The 18,954-nt window shown below is 41.1% G+C and carries 18 protein-coding genes and 1 tRNA gene; 14 read left to right on the top strand and 5 right to left on the bottom strand.

Annotated features, from left to right (window positions below; genetic code table 11):
• Positions 1–259 precede the first annotated feature (259 nt).
• From dinB to GX756_06085, 11 genes are all read left to right on the top strand, one after another.
• On the top strand, positions 260–1,501 hold the full coding sequence (dinB, locus tag GX756_06135; protein NLC17438.1) for a DNA polymerase IV: 1,242 nt from the start codon (positions 260–262) through the stop codon (positions 1,499–1,501).
• Between the two features lie 48 nt (positions 1,502–1,549).
• Positions 1,550–1,774: a hypothetical protein gene (locus GX756_06130; protein NLC17437.1), complete on the top strand. Its 225-nt coding sequence runs from the start codon at positions 1,550–1,552 to the stop codon at positions 1,772–1,774.
• A gap of 165 nt (positions 1,775–1,939) precedes the next feature.
• On the top strand, positions 1,940–2,431 hold the full coding sequence (purE, locus tag GX756_06125) for a 5-(carboxyamino)imidazole ribonucleotide mutase (GenBank protein NLC17436.1): 492 nt from the start codon (positions 1,940–1,942) through the stop codon (positions 2,429–2,431).
• A gap of 49 nt (positions 2,432–2,480) precedes the next feature.
• Complete coding sequence (locus tag GX756_06120) at positions 2,481–3,188, top strand: phosphoribosylaminoimidazolesuccinocarboxamide synthase (protein ID NLC17435.1); 708 nt, start codon at positions 2,481–2,483, stop codon at positions 3,186–3,188.
• A gap of 6 nt (positions 3,189–3,194) precedes the next feature.
• Entirely contained in the window at positions 3,195–4,214 is a 1,020-nt protein-coding gene (locus GX756_06115) for a phosphoribosylformylglycinamidine cyclo-ligase (GenBank protein NLC17434.1), read from the top strand.
• Positions 4,211–4,840: a phosphoribosylglycinamide formyltransferase gene (locus GX756_06110; protein ID NLC17433.1), complete on the top strand. Its 630-nt coding sequence runs from the start codon at positions 4,211–4,213 to the stop codon at positions 4,838–4,840. Before GX756_06115 ends, GX756_06110 begins: the two co-directional genes overlap by 4 nt.
• Positions 4,841–4,859: 19 nt before the next feature.
• A complete protein-coding gene (purH, locus tag GX756_06105) occupies positions 4,860–6,407 on the top strand; it encodes a bifunctional phosphoribosylaminoimidazolecarboxamide formyltransferase/IMP cyclohydrolase (protein NLC17432.1) in 1,548 nt (515 codons plus the stop codon).
• Positions 6,408–6,423: 16 nt separating this feature from the next.
• On the top strand, positions 6,424–7,689 hold the full coding sequence (gene purD, locus GX756_06100; GenBank protein ID NLC17431.1) for a phosphoribosylamine--glycine ligase: 1,266 nt from the start codon (positions 6,424–6,426) through the stop codon (positions 7,687–7,689).
• A 2-nt stretch (positions 7,690–7,691) separates the two neighbouring features.
• Entirely contained in the window at positions 7,692–11,435 is a 3,744-nt protein-coding gene (locus tag GX756_06095; GenBank protein ID NLC17430.1) for a phosphoribosylformylglycinamidine synthase, read from the top strand.
• A 106-nt stretch (positions 11,436–11,541) separates the two neighbouring features.
• Complete coding sequence (locus tag GX756_06090) at positions 11,542–12,126, top strand: hypothetical protein (protein ID NLC17429.1); 585 nt, start codon at positions 11,542–11,544, stop codon at positions 12,124–12,126.
• Between the two features lie 96 nt (positions 12,127–12,222).
• Complete coding sequence (locus tag GX756_06085) at positions 12,223–12,486, top strand: hypothetical protein (GenBank protein NLC17428.1); 264 nt, start codon at positions 12,223–12,225, stop codon at positions 12,484–12,486.
• Here GX756_06085 and GX756_06080 read toward each other — a convergent pair.
• A complete protein-coding gene (locus tag GX756_06080; GenBank protein ID NLC17427.1) occupies positions 12,483–13,775 on the bottom strand; it encodes a hypothetical protein in 1,293 nt (430 codons plus the stop codon). The genes GX756_06085 and GX756_06080 overlap by 4 nt on opposite strands.
• A gap of 17 nt (positions 13,776–13,792) precedes the next feature.
• Positions 13,793–14,842 carry a UDP-N-acetylglucosamine--N-acetylmuramyl-(pentapeptide) pyrophosphoryl-undecaprenol N-acetylglucosamine transferase gene (locus GX756_06075; GenBank protein NLC17426.1) on the bottom strand — a complete coding sequence of 350 codons (1,050 nt, stop codon included), beginning with the start codon at positions 14,840–14,842 and terminating at the stop codon, positions 13,793–13,795.
• Between the two features lie 149 nt (positions 14,843–14,991).
• Between GX756_06075 and GX756_06070 the strand changes: the two genes are divergently transcribed.
• Positions 14,992–15,870, top strand: coding sequence for a UTP--glucose-1-phosphate uridylyltransferase (locus GX756_06070; GenBank protein ID NLC17425.1), 879 nt, complete (start codon positions 14,992–14,994; stop codon positions 15,868–15,870).
• Positions 15,871–16,000: 130 nt separating this feature from the next.
• Positions 16,001–16,534 carry an epoxyqueuosine reductase QueH gene (locus GX756_06065; GenBank protein NLC17424.1) on the top strand — a complete coding sequence of 178 codons (534 nt, stop codon included), beginning with the start codon at positions 16,001–16,003 and terminating at the stop codon, positions 16,532–16,534.
• A 56-nt stretch (positions 16,535–16,590) separates the two neighbouring features.
• On the opposite strand, the gene GX756_06060 is transcribed toward GX756_06065, so the two are convergent.
• The 3 genes from GX756_06060 to GX756_06050 all read right to left on the bottom strand — a co-directional run bounded on the left by GX756_06060 (position 16,591) and on the right by GX756_06050 (position 18,447).
• Positions 16,591–17,535: a mannose-6-phosphate isomerase gene (locus GX756_06060; GenBank protein ID NLC17423.1), complete on the bottom strand. Its 945-nt coding sequence runs from the start codon at positions 17,533–17,535 to the stop codon at positions 16,591–16,593.
• Between the two features lie 42 nt (positions 17,536–17,577).
• A complete protein-coding gene (locus tag GX756_06055; GenBank protein ID NLC17422.1) occupies positions 17,578–18,312 on the bottom strand; it encodes a signal peptidase I in 735 nt (244 codons plus the stop codon).
• 59 nt (positions 18,313–18,371) lie between these two features.
• Positions 18,372–18,447: transfer RNA gene (locus GX756_06050), tRNA-Val, on the bottom strand.
• A 224-nt stretch (positions 18,448–18,671) separates the two neighbouring features.
• On the opposite strand from GX756_06050, the gene GX756_06045 reads away from it, so the two are divergent.
• The coding region (locus GX756_06045) for a phospho-sugar mutase (GenBank protein ID NLC17421.1) at positions 18,672–18,954 on the top strand (283 nt) is incomplete at its 3' end.

Raw genomic sequence — 18,954 nt, 5'->3', positions numbered from 1 at the left:
ATTATATGGACGTGGACAATCTTCAATTGGACATCAATTTTGACCAAAACGGCGTTTGCTATGTAACGGTCAATGTCATCTCCAACAAATTAAAAAACTTTTCGGCAATTTTATAAAAGCACTTTTTTCAGAAATTTAATCTCAAGACATTGTTTTTTTACTTTTTTACCAAAAATTTACATAATAAAAAATTTAAATCATATTGACATTTTGGCGCGCATAAACTAAACTAACATTAGAACATTTGTTTAGATTTGCTATGGACAGGGTAATTTTACATTCCGATTTGAATAATTTTTATGCCTCAATTGAGTGTTTATATAATCCTAAGTTAAGGAACAAACCCGTTGCCGTATGCGGCGACCCTGAGCTTAGGCACGGCATTGTTTTGGCCAAAAATTATATCGCAAAACAATTTGGCGTCAAAACGGGCGATGTTATTTGGGAAGCCAAGAACAAATGCCCAGACATTGTAATAGTGCCCGCCAATTTTTCTTTATACCTAAAATTTTCTGACCTTGCCCGCAATATCTATGAGTCCTATACCGACAAGGTGGAATCTTTTGGCATTGACGAATGCTGGCTTGATGTGACCCAAAGTTTAAAAATTAAGGGAAGCGGGCCCAAAATTGCCCAGGAAATCAGGCAGCGCATAAAAGACGAGTTGGGCGTTACCGTTTCTATCGGCGTTTCTTGGAATAAGATATACGCCAAACTTGGCTCGGACATGAAAAAGCCCGACGCGGTGACAATCATTTCAAAAGAAAACTACAAGAGCAAGATATATCCTCTTTCGTCGGATAATTTGCTTTATGTCGGGCGCGCTACTTGTGCGAAACTGTCCAACCTCAATATAAAAACCATCGGCGATATCGCTAACGCCGATGTCAATCTATTGAAAAAACAATTAGGCAAATGGGGCGAGTATCTTTGGGTTTTTGCTAACGGCCTTGACAATTCGCCGGTAATACCCAACGGGTTGGAGCCAACGGTCAAATCGGTGGGCAACAGCACAACCACAATAAGAGACCTTCATACGATTGACGATATAAAAATGATTGTCACCGTGCTTGGCGAGAGCGTGGCAAGACGCCTAAGGGAACAGAATTTTAAAGGTCAATGCGTCCATCTTGGGCTGCAAGATGTTGACATGCGCGATTGGTCAAAACAAACCAAACTGCAAGAGCCGACATATTTATCGTCCAGGATTATAGAGGCGGCTATGGGCTTGTTTCAAAGTTATGGTTTTGACAAGCCCGCGCGCAATGTTAGCCTGACAGTATCCGATCTTTGCCGCGCCGATTGCCCTCAGCAACTGGATTTTTTCAAAAGCGCGGCAAAAGAACAAAAAGCCGAAAAGCTTGAGCGTATGATAGACCAAATACGCCGCCGCTTTGGGTATTTCGCGATAAGCCGCGGCACAGTCTTACAAGATAAGCATTTGACCGGTCTAAACCCCAAAGAAGAAAACATCATACATCCTTATAGCTATTTCAAATAAGTATAAAATCATCCAAATTAAAGACAAAGATTATATAAAGATTATATAATGAAAAAATTTGTAGAAGTCATAGCCAAATATAACCAAGAAGGGCAGATACGGCCGCTTAAGATTATTTGGGAAGACGGCAGGGTATTTGAAATCCAAAGAATAACCGATATCCGCCCCGCCGCTTCTTTAAAAGCGGGCGGCGCGGGTCTAAGGTACTCTTGCATAATAAATAAAAAAAAGGTCTATTTATTCTTGGAAGACAATAAGTGGTTTATCGGATAAATAAATTTTAAAAACTTAGAATAAAAAGAACTCCAGAGCTTGTTTTAAAAATTTTTTTGGCATAATTCTGTTAAAATTCGCTTTATCCAAATATTTGACTATCTTTTTTTGTTTTGGTATTATTATTTTAGCGTCATCAAATACTATTAGAATTGAGGTTAGGATATGCCCAAGGTAGCTGTTTTGATGGGAAGCAAATCAGACTTTTCTATTGTTCAACCGACTATTGAATCCCTCAAACATTTTAAGATTGATTATGAAGTAAGAGTTATTTCAGCGCACAGATCCCCCGATATAGCGAGAGCTTTTTCTATGAACGCCCAAGCAAACGGCTTTGAGGTTATCATATGCGCGGCGGGCAAAGCGGCGCATCTGGCGGGCATGATAGCGGCATATACCACCTTGCCCGTAATCGCAGTCCCTGTTTTATCTGCGGCTTTTGACGGTTTGGACAGCCTTTTGTCCAGCGTCCAAATGCCCTCAGGCGTGCCTGTGGCGACAGTGGCGGTTAATGCGGGCGAAAACGCGGGTATTTTGGCGGCTCAAATATTGGGCATCAAATATCCTCAAATCGCCAGTATGCTCAGCGATTTCAAAGCCAAACTCAAGGAAAAAGTCATCAACGACGACCTTATGCTAAATACGGAGTTAACCTAACCTTTTGACCCTACCCAAAGGGTCTTTTTTATGTGTTAAAGGAGAACAAATGAACCTAAAACTTATCTATGAAGGCAAAGCCAAAAAAGTTTACCAAACCCAAGACCCCGATATTGTAATGGTTGAATACAAAGACGACGCCACCGCCTTTAACGGACTAAAAAAAGGCGTTATCATCGGCAAAGGCGCGGTCAACAATAAAGTAAGCAACCACCTATTTAAACTGCTGGAAAAACACGGCATCCCCACGCATTACGAAAAAGAGATAAGCGATACCCAAACATTAGTCAAAAAAGTCCAAATTATCCCCATAGAAGTAATTGTCCGCAATATTGCCGCGGGCTCATTGTGCAAAAGGTTGGGCCTGCCAGAAGGCGCCAAACTAAAATCAACCGTTTTGGAATACTGCTACAAAAACGACCAGTTAGGCGATCCCATGATTAATGACTATCATATCAAGGCTTTGGGGCTAGCCACGGATGAAGAGCTTGACGCTATCGCCAAATATTCTCTTTTGACCAATCAAATACTTGCCGATTATCTAAAAGATTTAAATATAGAATTAATTGACTTTAAGCTGGAATTTGGGCGGTTTAAAGGCCGGATTATCTTGGCGGACGAAATTTCGCCCGACACTTGCAGGTTTTGGGACTCAAAATCAGGCGAGAAATTAGACAAAGACAGGTTTAGGCAAGATTTGGGGCAAGTGGAAGAAGCCTATCAAGAGATACTGCGTCGCTTGATGGGACAGGAGTAAAATTTTATGGCAATAACATACAAAGACGCGGGCGTGGATGTCAGGCGCGGATACAAAGCGGTAGAGCTTATGAAAAAATATATCAAAACCACCTACGACCAAAATGTATTGGGCGATGTGGGTAGTTTTGGCGGTCTGTATTCGCTAGCGTCCGAAGATTTGACTGATCCTGTTTTGGTAAGCGGAACGGATGGCGTAGGCACTAAGTTAAAATACGCTTTTTTGTTAAACAAGCACGACACGGTAGGAATAGACCTTGTGGCTATGTGCGCCAATGACATCGTATGCCAAGGCGCAAAGCCGCTATTTTTTTTGGATTATTTAGCGTGCGGATACCTAAAACCCGAGACCGCCGCTATGATAGTAAAGGGCATAGCCGAGGGCTGCAGGCAAGCGGGTTGCGCTTTGATTGGCGGCGAAACGGCCGAAATGCCCGGATTTTATAAAAAAGGCGAATACGACCTTGCCGGTTTCTGCGTAGGAATAGTCAATAAGGATAATATAATAAACGGCGCCGAGATTGAGCAAGGCGATGTTTTGATTGGTTTGGCTTCCAGCGGCATTCACAGCAACGGCTATTCCTTGGTAAGAAAATTAATGGGCGAAAACCCAAAAGAACTCCAAAAAACATATCCCGAATTAAAAGCCGCTTTGGGCGAAGTCTTGCTTGAGCCTACGCGCATATATGTTAAGACTGTTTTAGCCTTAATAAAACAATACAAAATCAAAGGCATCGCGCATATAACAGGCGGCGGGTTTATAGAGAATATTCCAAGAATCTTGCCCAAAGGCATAGGCGCGCGCATAGATATAAATTCTTTTGAGATTTTGCCTATTTTTAGGCTGTTATGGGAAAAAAGCTCAATGACCAAAGAGCAAATCTTTAACACTTTTAATATGGGCATAGGAATGGTGTTATGCGTGTCAAAAGATATAGCAAATAATGTGTTGCAGTCGGCAAAAGACCTGGGCGAAAAGGCTTATATCATTGGTTCTGCCGTTAAAGGCGAAGGTGTCCAGTTATGAAAAAACGCCTATGCGTATTCGCCTCGGGCAGCGGGACCAATATGCAAGCCGTAATGGACCAAATAGACCAAGGCAATATTAACGGCGAGATAGCGCTATTAATCGCTTCCGCGCCCGATATCGGCGCGATCGCGCGCGCGCAATCAAAAGGAATACCATTTCGGGTATTTTCAAGAAAAGACTTTGCCTCCTCGGAAGAGCGCGACAAAGCGATAATAAAAACTCTAAAAGAATTCAATATAGATTACATAATTTTGGCGGGCTATTTGGGCATCTTAACCAAAGAACTGATTTCCCATTATCCAAACAAAATTATTAATATTCACCCGTCCTTGCTGCCCAAGTTCGGCGGCAAAGGCATGTATGGGATTAATGTTCATAGAGCGGTTTTGGCGGCCAAAGAACAATATTCGGGCGCGACCGTGCATTTTGTGGACGAGGGCACGGACACAGGCCCTATCATTTTACAGCAAAGCCTAAAAATTAATCCCGATGACGACGAATACAGCTTGCAACAAAGGATTTTAAACGAGATAGAGCATAAGATTTTGCCTTATGCCGTCAAACTGTTGTGCGAAGACAAGATTAAAGTGATTGATAATAAGGTTGTTATAGAACAAGACTAAATTATAGGAGTGGATAAATATGAAAAAAAGGGCGTTAATTTCGGTCAGCGACAAAACAGGCGTTGTAGAATTTGCTAGGGCGCTTGTAGATTTGGGGTTTGAAATTATTTCAACGGGCGGCACCCAAAAAGAATTAGAAAAAAACGGCATTACTGTCATCAATATAAGCGACATAACGGGTTTTCCCGAATGTCTGGACGGCAGGGTCAAAACTTTGCATCCAAATGTGCACGCGGCATTGCTTGCCCAAAGAGACCAAAAAGACCATATGGCGCAATTGGAAAAACTAAAAATCAATACCATAGATGTGGTCGCGGTCAATCTTTACCCGTTCAAAAAGACCATAGACAAGCCCGATGTTGATTTTTCGGAGGCTGTTGAAAATATAGACATCGGCGGGCCTACTATGTTAAGAAGCGCCGCCAAGAACGCCAAAGATGTTTTGGTTTTGTGCGACCCCGGCGATTATGGCGAAGCCATTCAAAGACTAAAAGACAAAACCGATGATTATGATTACCGAATGAAGCTTATGTATAAGGTTTTCAGGCACACATCGGTTTACGACACATATATAGCCAATTATCTGGCAAAAATAAACAACATCCAATACCCCGAGCAAATCACAATGGTTTATGAAAAAGTTCAAGATTTAAGGTACGGCGAGAATCCGCATCAATCCGCGGCTTTTTATAAAGACGAAACCGACATTACGGGCGCTTTGACTAACGCTGTTCAATTGCACGGCAAGGAACTGTCATTCAACAATATCAACGACGCCGACGGAACGATAGCGCTGTTAAAAGATTTGGGCGACGGCGCGCCAGCCGTAGTCGCCGTCAAGCATACCAACCCTTGCGGCGCGGCTATAAGAACGAGCTTGGCGGAAGCGTTTAAGGCGGCGTATGAATCCGACCCCGTTTCAATATTTGGAGGCATAGTGGCCGCCAATAGGGAAATTGACCTGCCAACAGCTTTACAAATAAGCGAGATATTTTTGGAGATAGTAATAGCGCCCTCGTTCTCCAAAGAGGCTTTGGAAGTTTTGACCAAGAAAAAAAATCTAAGGCTGCTGCGATTGCCCGATGTCGCAAAGCCTTGCCCTGACGCGAAAGATATGAAAAAAGTTTTGGGCGGGCTTCTTATACAAGAAATTGACAACAGGCTTCTTAACGAAGACGATTTGGAAGTCGTTACCAAAACAGCGCCCACCAAAGAACAAATGGAAGAGCTTAAATTCGCGTGGAAGATAGTCAAGCATTGCAAATCCAACGCGATAGCCATTACAGCCAATAAGACGACTTTAGGTTGCGGCATAGGGCAGGTCAACAGGATTTGGGCCGTTAGGCAAGCCATAGAACACAGCGGCGGCTATGAAAAAACAAAAGGCGCGGTTTTGGCAAGCGACGCCTTTTTCCCGTTTTCCGATTGCGTGGAGGAAGCGCGCAAAGCGGGCATCGCGGCTATAATCCAGCCCGGCGGTTCGGTAAGGGACCAAGAAAGCATTGACGCTTGCGACAAATACGGCATCGCCATGGTGTTTACCAAAATGCGTCATTTTAAGCATTAATAAAAAAGGAGCTACAATGGCAGACAGATATAATGTTTTGGTTATAGGCGGTGGCGGAAGGGAACACGCGATTGTATGGGCGCTCAAAAAAAGCCCTAAGGTCAACAAGCTGTATTGCTTGCCCGGCAACGCGGGCATAGCCCAGCTTGCCCATTGTCAAGATATCGCCGCGACAGATATTGAGGGAATATTGGCTTTTTTGGACGGGCATAAAGACATTAACTATGTGGTTGTCGCGCCCGACGACCCGCTTGCAATGGGGCTTGTGGACATTTTAAACCAAAAAGGATATATGACTTTCGGTCCAAAAAAGGACGCCGCCATAATAGAAAGTTCCAAGGCTTATGCCAAAAGCCTTATGAAAAAATACAATATCCCCACAGCCGATTATGAAGTTTTTGATAATTATGACGAGGCGATAAAATATCTCAAAACCGCCAAATATCCCTTGGTGGTAAAAGCCGATGGATTGGCTTTGGGCAAAGGCGTAATAATATGTCAAGATTTTGAATCGGCACAAAAAGCCGTAAAAGATATGATGATTGACAAAAAGTTTGGCGCCTCGGGCGACAAGGTGGTAATAGAAGAATTTTTACAAGGTTTTGAGGTTAGCGTTTTGGCTTTTACCGACGGCCAAACGCTTATTCCAATGCCGCCCAGCCAAGACCACAAAAGAGCGCTTGATCAAGATTTAGGCCCTAATACTGGCGGTATGGGCACATTCGCGCCCAGCCCCAAATTTACCAAAAAGATGCAAGACTACGCTTACCATAACATTTTTATGCCGACCATAAAAGCGCTGCAGGCTGAGAGCCGGACCTTTAGCGGCGTTATATTTTTTGGGCTGATTGTGGATGGCGAGGATATTAAGGTTTTGGAATACAACGCGCGATTTGGCGACCCTGAGGCCCAGAGCGTGTTGCCTCTTCTTAGGACCGATTTGTTTGAGATATTTTTGGCGATTAATGAAAAAAGATTGGACAAAATCAATATAGAATGGAGCAGTGATTGCGCCGTTTGCGTGGTAATGGCCTCAGGCGGTTATCCTGGACATTACCAAAAAGGCTATCCCATAGAGATAGGCGCATTAGACGGCAATATTATACTCTTTCACGCCGGCACAGCAATTAAAGACAATGAGCTAGTGACCAATGGCGGCAGGGTGCTGGGCGTGACGGCGGTCGGTCAAGATTTGCAGGCCGCAAGGGAAAGCGCTTATAAAAACATACATAAAATAAATTTTAAAGATAAACACTTTAGAAAGGATATAGGTATCAAATAATTATGGAACAAATTTATCGTATTTATGCGCAAAAAAAACACGGATTTGACAACGCTGCAAAACAGTTGCAAAAAGAATTAAACCAGCAGTTAGGTCTTAACTTGCAAGACGTTAAGATTTTTTTGCGTTATGACATCGCGGGCATAAATGAAGACGAGTTAAAAAAGGCGGTTAATTGGGTTTTATCCCAGCCGCCTGTTGATAATGTATATTACGAGAATTTGCCCGATTTAAAAGATTACGCAATCTTTGGGGTTGAGTTTTTACCGGGACAATACGACCAAAGGGCCGATAACGCCGCACAATGCATACAGCTATTAACCCAAAAACAAAAACCGCAAATCAAATGCGCCAATATTTACGCGATAAAGGGCGCGGATAATAACGAATTGAAAAAAATTCAAAATTATATAATCAATCCCGTTGAATCAAGGCTTTGCGATTTGGAAAAGCCCGAGACATTGATTTATCAAAATACCGAGCCAAAACCCATTAAGACAATAGACGGCTTTATTGACATGGACAAAAAGGCTTTGGAAAAGTTCCATTCCCAACACGGCTTTGCTATGAGCGTGGAAGATTTGGAAGTGGTCCGCCAGCATTTTAAAGCCGAAAACCGCAATCCCAACGAAGCCGAGCTAAAAGTTATTGACACATATTGGTCCGACCATTGCAGACATACCACATTTTTGACCCAAATAACCGATATCAAAATAAACAGCAATAACCCGCATCTTGAAAAGGCTTACCAAAAATATCAAGAATTGTTCAACAAACACAACATCCAACGGAAAGATAAATATCAATGCCTTATGGACATAGCGACAATAGCCGTAAAAGAACTAAAAGCCCAAGGCAAGCTTGACAACCTGGAAGAGTCCGACGAAATCAACGCTTGCTCAATCAAGGTCAAAGCCAATATAGACGGGCAAGAAGAAGATTGGATTGTTATGTTCAAAAACGAAACCCATAACCATCCGACCGAGATAGAGCCTTTTGGCGGAGCGGCCACTTGCTTGGGCGGCGCTATTAGAGACCCTCTAAGCGGCAGGGTTTATGTTTATCAAGCGATGCGCATAACGGGCGCCGCCGATCCGACCGCGCCCATAGAAGCTGCGCTTCAAGGCAAACTGCCCCAAAGAGTTCTCACTCGCACAGCGGCGGCGGGCTATTCGTCTTATGGCAATCAAATAGGGCTTAACGCGGGCTTGGTCAAAGAAATATATCATCCTAATTATGTAGCCAAAAGAATGGAAGCGGGATTTATAGTGGGCGCCGCGCCGGCTGGCAATATAATAAGGAAAAAGCCCGAGCCCGGCGATATAGTGGTATTGCTTGGCGGCGAGACGGGCAGGGACGGCATAGGCGGAGCGACAGGCTCGTCCAAAGCTCATACCGCCGATGTTTTTGAAACGGCGGGCGCCGAGGTCCAAAAAGGTAATCCGTTATTGGAAAGAAACATCCAAAGGCTGTTCAAGAATCCGTCCGTTACAAGATTAATCAAAAAATGCAACGACTTTGGAGCGGGCGGCGTGTCTGTGGCGATAGGCGAATTGGCGCCCGGCTTAGAAATTTATCTGGACCGCGTTCCCGTAAAATACCAAGGTCTTAACGCGCTGGAGCTTGCTATTTCGGAATCCCAAGAGCGAATGGCGCTTGTTATAGCCGAGCAAGATTTTGAGACTCTAAAGCATTACGCCGATTTGGAAAACTTAGATGCGACGCCTGTCGCCAAAGTCAATAACAGCAATAGAATGACTATATATTATAACGGGCAAAAGGTCATAGACATAGACCGCAATCTTTTGAACACCAACGGCGCAAGGCAATATACAAAGGTTGAGATAGAAGAAAACGCAAAAAATATATTTGACGGGCAAGAAGATATCGGCCAATTTTTAAAAGACAACGACTATAAGACGGCGGTTTTGAAAAAATTATCCTCTCTTAATATTTGTTCGCAAAAAGGGCTGATTGAAATGTTTGACTCTACGATAGGCGCGTCAAACCCGATTATGCCGCTTGGCGGTCAAAAACAATTGACCCCGTCCGAATGCATGGTTTGCAAATTGCCCGCAGGCCAAAATCAACAAACAACGACAGCGACCGTCGCTTCATGGGGCTATAATCCGTATTTGATGTCCCAAAGCCCGTTTGTGGGCGCCGTATATTCGGTCGTTTTGAGCGTAATGCGCGCGATAAGCGGCGGCGCCGACCCTGATTCAATCAGGCTTACTTTTCAGGAGTATTTTTTAAGATTGGGCAAAGACCCAAAACGCTGGGGAATACCAGCTGCGGCGTTGCTTGGCGCGTTATACGCCCAATTAGGTCTTCAAATGGGAGCGATAGGCGGCAAAGACTCAATGAGCGGCACTTTTGAAGATATTGACGTTCCGCCTACGCTTATATCATTCGCTTTGGGACTTATGGACTGCCGATATAACAATGCAACCAATGTTTTGAAAGAGCCCAACCAAGAAATCATTTGGCTAAAGCTAAAAAGGGATAGCTTTGGAATGCCCGATTTTGATTATATTAATAAGCTTATAAGAGTATTGCATAACAATATCAAATCAGGCGCTATCAATTATATCCAAGTCATAGAAAACGGCGGGGCGGCTATCGCGGCTATTAAGTCCGCGTTATCCAATTGTTTAGGAATTCATTTTTATAGCGCTTCGCCTGAGATTTTTGACAATTTTGCGGGAGACTGCTTGATAACGGTCAAAGATTTGGCGATTTTGGAAGGCTTTGATTACCAAAAGTTAGGCGTTACGGTTTTGGTCGACACTGTTATCAATAACCAAAAAATAACCTTGGACGAGATTATTCAAAGTTATACATCTACTTTGGAAAAAGTCTTTCCTACAACGGCCGAGCCCGCACAAGAAGTTAAGACTATTAATTATCTTAATGAAGACTGTCCAAAACACAGCAAATATACTTTGGCGCGCCCGCGCGTCTTTATACCTATCGTTTTGGGCGTAAACGGCGAATACGATATGGAACGCGCGTTTAGGTCAGCCGGCGCCGAAGTTGTTTCATTTCTGTTGAGAACCCGCTCGCCTCAAGATATAAAAAATTCTGTCAAAGAAATGGCAAAACTTATCAAAAACAGTCAAATCATAGCTTTCGCGGGCGGCATCTCAAGCATAGACGAGACGGGCGGCTCGGGCAAATTTGTTGCCGCGGTTTTCCAAGACCCTATCTTAAGCGAGGCTGTAAGCGAACTGGTTTATGACCGCGACGGGCTTATAATAGGCATAGGCGGCGGTTTTGAGGCGTTATTGAAGCTGGGACTTTTGCCGTTTGGTAAGATTTGCCAGCCTAAAGACGATAGCCCGAGTTTGACAACCAACAACATCAACCGTCATGTGTCTACTATAGCAAGGGTAAGAATATGTTCTGCAAAATCGCCTTGGCTGGCGGGCGTTCAAGCGGGAGACATCTTTGGAACGCCGATATCTACCGCCGAAGGCAAATTTGCCGCTAGAATGGAGGACTTGAAGAAAATGGAACAAAACGGGCAGATTTTTAGCCAATTTGTAGACGATCAAGGCAACCCAAGCGCGCACGCGCCTTACAATCCCACGGGGTCAATTTGGGCGATAGAAGGAATTATAAGCTGCGACGGAAAAATATTGGGCAGGCTGGGCCATATAGAACGCTGCCAGTCGGGATATAAAAATATTGATTTGCCTATGGACCAAAAAATCTTTGAATCGGGGACGCGATATTTTAAATGAGTCAAAGAGATTTTTAAACTTTATTGATAAAATCTTGTTAATATGTTATCATAAGTAAAGCCGAAATTTTTATTTCGGTTTTTATATTAATTGGTTTTTGGTAAGAATGATGTCCAAATACATCTTAATAGGCGTATTATCGGGCGTTTGCCTAATAGTATTGATAGGCGCGGGTTTTATATTGGCCATAATCATAAGGCATCAGCGCCGTTTAAAATATTCCATAACAATAATCCCGCTAAAAACCAATAAATTTTTTTATTTGTTATTGGACATCTTTTTGGTGTTGATTATGGTTTTGCTAGGTTTTATTTTTGCAAAGCCTCAAGACAGTTTTTTGGCCCAAGAATTATATAATATTTGGGACATGTCAACGGCAGAGGCGAGGCTGGTATTGGGCATATTGATGGTTATCAATCTTTGCTGCCTCGCAATATCCGCGGCGCTAACTTACGCCAAAAGCGCGGTTGTTAACGACGGGATTTATACGGCCATTTATTTTTTGGATTGGAATCATTTATATGATTTTTACTTTGAGAAAAAGGGCAACAAGGTCATAGTATCTAACAATAGAAACGGCGCCCTGACGCTGTCGGGAACTAGCGCCCCCCTGAAGTTTGCCCCCGCCGACCGCGAAAAATTAAAGTTTTTATTGAACAAAAACAAAAATAAATTTGTGTCTAAAAATTAATTTTAAAATTATATTAAATTGTGACCAAAATAGTGTAAAATGTTATATACTTAAAGGGTGTAAAAAAGATTTTTGTAAACAATGTTAGGAGAAAAAATGACTGAAAGCGCCAACAAAAGAGGAATGAAATCGGTTTTAAGAAAAATCATAAAAGGCAAAAGCGCGGGCGCGCAACCTTCAAATAATGGTTCTCTTGCGGCCAAAAAAAGCCAAACCTTTGCGATAATGAACGCTCAAGACGAAATACCTTTGGCGTGGAAAGGCGATGTTTTCGCGCGGAAAAAAGGCAAAAGGTCATCTTACAGGTTGATAAAAAAAATAACCAACCAAATCAAGCCCAAAACTTCCAAAAATGATTAACTAAAATAATAGGGCATAGTTTTTAATAACATAACCTTTATATCCATATCGTCTTTAATACCCTTAATGTTGCTTACTATTATCAAATAATCTTTTTCAATCCAAAAAGCCGTTATTTTATCGGCGACGGCTAGGTCCATAATTTTTATATTATAGTTGCTGGTTATAATTAATTTTTGATTGTTATTGTCTTGGCCCAGCGCCGCCGTTATATATTGGTTTTTAAAATATTTATAAGGCGAGGCAAGTTCTTGGTTAAGATTTTTTTCCCAAACGATATGTTTTTCGTCAATCAAATAACAACTTGGTTTTTGTGAGTTTAAAAACACGGTCGCGTAATCTTGGCAAGGCATAATACGGGCGCTTAAAATATTATTCTTTGATATATGGCGCAGATTTTGGAATTTGCCGTCTTCAAAAAAACAATACGCCGCGTTATTGTCCTTATTTTCTTCGGCAAAAATCAATAAAGTTTTACCGCCCAAGGACGCGGCATCCAACAACCGATAGAAAAGCATAGGATTTTCAAAATTATAATAGACATATTGGCTATTGCCAATATCTATCATAACAGGGTAAGAATATTCTATAGCGACCGCGTTAATCCAAATATTTATTCTGTCTTGGGTTTGGACGCAGCCTATATACTTAAGGTCCGAACTTTTTACAATTCTTTGGTAATTTTTTTGGTTAAGATTAATATCCAATTGTTCTATAAACAAATTTCTGGTGTCGTAAACGCTGTCAAAATTTTGCCCTATTATATAAAGCTTGTTATCCCTATATATCAAATCAAGCGCGTATTCGTCCAAAAGACCGCTACCCAAGACCCTATAACTTGATTGACCGCTATTAAGGTTGATTTTAAACAAAACCGCGCTTTTGGTCTTTAGCGCGCACTCGCACAAAACAAAAAGATAATCGTTGACTATTACTGACTTTACAAAACTGTTTTGGTTATCCGAAGCGGAAAAGGACCATATATTTTTAAGCTGCCCGTCAAAGCCTATCTTGCCTAAAAAAATTTTTTGGCCGGATATAGCAGAAGTAAAATTGCAGTCATATGAATTACTCTCTCCTATGATATAAATAAAACCGTCATAACAAAAAACATCTTTGACCGCGTCATCCTTGGTTCCTCCGACTATTGTTTGCCATAAGGCAAAAGGGCGGGGATATATCGCGGGCTTGCCGTAATCCAAAAAAACATTATTTTGGGGCGTTTTGGCGCATGAGCAAATTACAAAATATAAAACCGCAATAAAACAAAATTTTAAAATTTTACGCATTTTTTTAAAAAAACCAATTATTTTATGGCGTCGGTTAAAATTTTTAATATCTTTATTCTGCCGTCGGGATATTTGACATTTTGCATATTTTGGATATATCGCTGTCTATCGGCTTCCAAAGACACAATGTTATCATACAAACTTTGAGGCGTTAAATCTTCTTGAAGCAACATTTTGGCAAGACCTTTATCGCAAAAATATTTCGCGTTTTGAATTTGGTCGCCGCGCGATTGCTTTTTGGGCAAGGGGATTAACAGCGCAGGTTTTTTTAACGCGATCAATTCGCTTATCGCCGTCGATCCCGCGCGGCTTACTACAATATCGCTTGCCGCGTAAATGTCGTTGATGTTTTGGCAAAACTCAAGCTGAAGATATCCTGAATAGTTATATCTGCCGTCTAGATTGCCTTTGCCCGTAATATGTATAACATCGTATTTTATGATAAGTTTATCTATAATTTGCCTTAACGCATCGTTAATTTTTTTAGATCCTTGGGAGCCGCCCATAACAAGCAAGACTTTCCGCCTGCCGATTTTTAATTGGTCAAATATTTTTTGTTTGTTGCCCTTGTATATTTGCGCCCTCAAAGGCATTCCCGTATATATCCCTTTTTTTAGCTTCAAATTATCAAAAGTCAAAAAAACTTTATCCGCTTTGGGCAAGCATAGTCTATTGGCAAGCCCCAAACTCATATCTGATTCGTGAATAAAAATCTTGCAGTTTTTGGGCGCCGCCCAAACGACAGGAACGGCGGCATAACCGCCCTTAGAGAAAATTACATCGGGCTTTATTTTTTTCATAAGTTTTCGGGCTTGAAATATGCCCTGCGCCAGCTTAAAGGGTATCGCGAGGTTTTTGGGCGATAGGGAGCGTCTTAATTTTGCGCAAACAATCTCATAATAGAAAACATCGGGCAAATTAGCTATCAGGCTTTTTTCCATTCCGCCAACCGAGCCTATGTAATGGATTTCGCCAAAAATTTCTTTTAACCCGTCAATTAACGCTAGATGCGGCATTATATGCCCCGCCGTGCCTCCGCCGCATAAGACTATTTTTGCTTTTCGCATATTAATATTCTATGCCAGCTATTTTGAATTTATTGGCAATAGTTCCAAATAAACCCTTTTTTAGATTTGTGTTGCTAAAAGGCTCGCCGTATAGTAAAATAACTCTTATAGTTTAAATTATTCAAAAGAAATTTTTAAGGAGCAAAAAAATGGTAACAAAAGGCGTTATTTTATGCGGCGGGTTGGGCACAAGGTTTTTGCCTATTACAAAAGCCGTTCCTAAAGAAATGCTGCCTATAATAGATAGACCCGTAGTTGATTACATAGTGGACGAAGCGGTTAACTCAGGCATAAAAGAGATATTGATAATAATAAGTCCCAACAAAGATTGCATAAAAGAGTATTACCAACCTAATCCCGAGCTTTATCAAAAGCTTATGGAAAGCGGTAAATATGACTATGCCCGCGTTATAGACCAAATCCCCAAAAAAGCCAAAATATCTTTTGATGTGCAATATATCCCCAAAGGCAGCGGCGACGCGTTATTAATCGCCCAAGAATTTGTAGGCGGCGAGCCTTTTGCCTTGATGCTTGGGGACGATGTTATGTATAACGACCAAAACCCCGTCATAAAACAGCTAATAAGCGTTTATAAAAAATACCAAAAAACTGTCTTAGGCGTGCAAAGAAGGACTCTCCCCGAAATTTTCCGTTACGGCGTAATTGATGTTTTGACGCAACTTGAGCCCGATGTGTATGATATGAAAGGCATTTTGGAAAAACCATCTTCCGCGGAGGACTTGACAAGCGACTTAGCCACTTTGGGCAGATATATTATCACCCCTGAAATATTTGAAATCTTGAAAAGAACGCCTTTGGGCATAAATAACGAACTCCAGCTTACCGACGGTCTTAATCTCTTGGCCAAACAAAGCGGCGCGTTGGCTTATGTCTTTGAGGGCAGAAGATACGATATGGGCAATAAATTAGGCAGCTTGGAAGCCATAACCGAATACGCCCTCCGCGACCAAGAACTTGGCCAAGCCTATAAAGAATATTTGAAGGAGTTGTTAAAGAATATCCAATAAAAAAGGCGCTTATAAAAAAATTGACCTTAAAATTTTGGTTTAATCGCGCCAAAACAAAATTATTGACAATTTTTTTGTATGGCGTTATAGTTATATAGCGTTACAACTGTTTTTAGGTGAAAATAAAAAAATGAAAATACTAATGCATATGTGCTGCGCGCCTTGCGCGGCATATCCGAGCCAAAAACTACTTCAAGACAAACATGATGTTTTTGGCTTGTTCTTTAATCCAAACATCCATCCCATAGAAGAATACCAAAAAAGACGGGACGCCTTAATAGAGTTTTCTAAAAAAACCGCCATTCCTATAGAATTAATAGACGGTTTTATGCAGTCCGAATGGGAAATGTTTAGCGGAACGGATGACGAGCGCTGCCAAATGTGTTACAGCATAAGGCTTCAGCTTGCCGCAAAATACGCCCTTGACAATAAGTTTGACGCTTACACTACTTCGTTATTGGTAAGCCCTTATCAAAAACATGATTTGATAAAAGAACTGGGGCAAAAAATTGGCCATAATGTCGGCATTCCTTTTTATTACGAGGATTTTAAAACAGGCTATAGGGCAGGGCAGCAAAGGGTCAAAGAACTAGGCTTATATCGCCAAAAATATTGCGGCTGCATTATTTCATATAACAATACCATTTTGAAAAAAGTCCAATAAAAAAACCCAAAAAAAAGCCGCGCTTTAATAGCGCGGCTAATTTTTTCAAAAATTTATTAAACAAACACTTCCAAAAATCTTGACTCGCCCATTATCTTAAAAGGTATTTTAGCGGGAACAAAAAATGTATCGCCTTTTTGGAATTGATGCTTATTAAGTCCGTCGGTTATTTCGCCGCTTCCTTCCAAGAACAAGATGGCGCAGAAGCTGTCGTCAATTTGTCTTTTGAATATTGAGCTGTTTTTAACCTCCCGGACGGTAAAATATCTATCGGTCGCTAATTGACGCATAGCCCTGTCGGCAAGTTTTGGCTTTTCATAATTGTAAGGTTCAAGTATGGCGACATCCAAAGCTTTGTCAATGTGCAATTCGCGAGGCTTGCCGTCTTTGTCCGCGCGGTTGTAATCAAACAACCGATAAGTAACATTGGAATTTTGTTGAATTTCAACTATAGTCAATCCCGGCCCAAGCGTATGGACTGTTCCCGCGGGGATATAAAAGACATCGCCGGGCTTGGCGGGATAAAATTGAAGCAAATCCAACAATGTGCCGTCTTCTATGCTTTTTCTTACTTGATCTTTTGTGACCGTAGTTTTAAAGCCCAAATAAACCCCAGCTCCTTCTTTAGCGTCCAAAACATACCAAGCTTCATTTTTTCCAAATTGTTGTTCATGCTTATGCGCGTAATCGTCGTCGGGATGCACCTGAATAGATAATAGCTCGTTAGTATCAATTAACTTTATAAGCATAGGAAACATAGGAAACAGCGAAGCGCTTTTGCCTATAGCCTCATCGCCCCATTGGTCCAAAAGCTCTTTCAAAGTTTTTCCGCCATAATCTCCACCTTCCGTCCTACTTAATCCGTCCGGATGTAGCGATAATTCCCAAGTTTCAGCAATCTTTTCACTATTAAATTTTTTGTTCCAATACTTAGCTAGGTTGGTTCCGCCCCATATGTAATCTTTTACCGCTGGAACAAGTTTTAATAATTCAATATGCATGATTCCCATCCTTTTTCTTTATTTTTTTGTATAATACGATATTTAATCGTCATCGCTATAATAATCCAAATAATCGTCATCAACATAATATCCTTCTTCAAAGTAGTCATTGTCCCCATAGTCAAAGCTCTCAAACTCATCGTCAATATCGTCAAATCCCAATTCTTCGTCAAAATAGTCGTCATATATTTCATCGTCTTTTTGCTTGACTACCTTGAATAAGCTTACAAAATCCGATATCAAAATCATACTTAAGGGAAAAATAACCAAAACAACAATACCCACAGGGTCGCTTATAAAACTCAAGACTTTTACGATAGCAGGATGTCCAAAGTCCACTACGCCAATCACATTTTTGATATCCACATCCCACGGGTCTTCTACTGAATTGGCATCCCCCTTAGTCTTAAATGCTATAACGGCATTCGTTTGAGGGTCTTTTATGATTTTAGTAACCCTATGCGTTATAACTATTTCTTTTCTATTTTCGCCGTCATTTATCGTATGGTAGTACGAAATGACATCGGATTCTTTTATTTTGTCAATTGAAGTTTTTTTTACTAGCACAACTTCATTTTTGGATATAGCTGATTCCATACTCCCGGACATAACTTTCAAAAACGAATAATTGCCGAAAATAGGAACCTTATTGCTAATTTTGCTACTTATTATGAAATAACAAAGCGCTAAGATTACGCACATCAAAAGTATATAGCCCACGACAGAAAAAGCATCAAGGATACTTTTGATTTTAGATTTTGCTTGCTTGTTTTTCATAATATTTAATCATATCTTCACGACTCAATAGTCATCAACAGCATATCAAAATAATAATTTGGTGGGCGATGAGGGACTCGAACCCCCGACTTTCACCACGTCAAGATGACACTCTCCCAACTGAGTTAATCGCCCATAAAAACGATTACAAAATATTTTTTTCTACTAAAATTATATATTTATTCTATCAAAAAATTTATCAATTGTAAATGTTAAATTTATAAAATTTAAATAAAAATAATAAATATTCGTTTTTATGCGCCATTTCCAATCCAAGTTATTTTATTTACAAAATATTTTGCTTAATATATAATCATATTGTTTTAGCTTATTGTTACACAATAAAAAGGAGATGTCAATTGGATAGCATCAATAAACAAAATGAGATTTGGCTAAATAAAGCCGAAGGTTATTGGAAAGAAGACTTAGTCCGCGTTCAAGACAACCCTGAAGAAATCAAAGATAGATTTTACAAATCTTTGGAGTTTGGGACTGGCGGGCTAAGAGGCATTATCGGCAGCGGCGCCAACCGAATGAACATTTACACGGTAAAAAAAGCATCTTATGGTCTTGGGCAATATGTCGTTTCCAAAAGCGGCAGTCCAAGCGTCGCCATATCTTACGATTCCAGAAATTTTTCTT

It is taken from the genome of Clostridiales bacterium (genome assembly GCA_012512255.1).
In the GTDB taxonomy this organism is placed as follows: Bacteria; Bacillota; Clostridia; order Christensenellales; family DUVY01; genus DUVY01.
The sequence above is the reverse complement of the archived record's forward strand: the minus strand, read 5'-3'. Positions and strand labels throughout refer to the sequence as shown.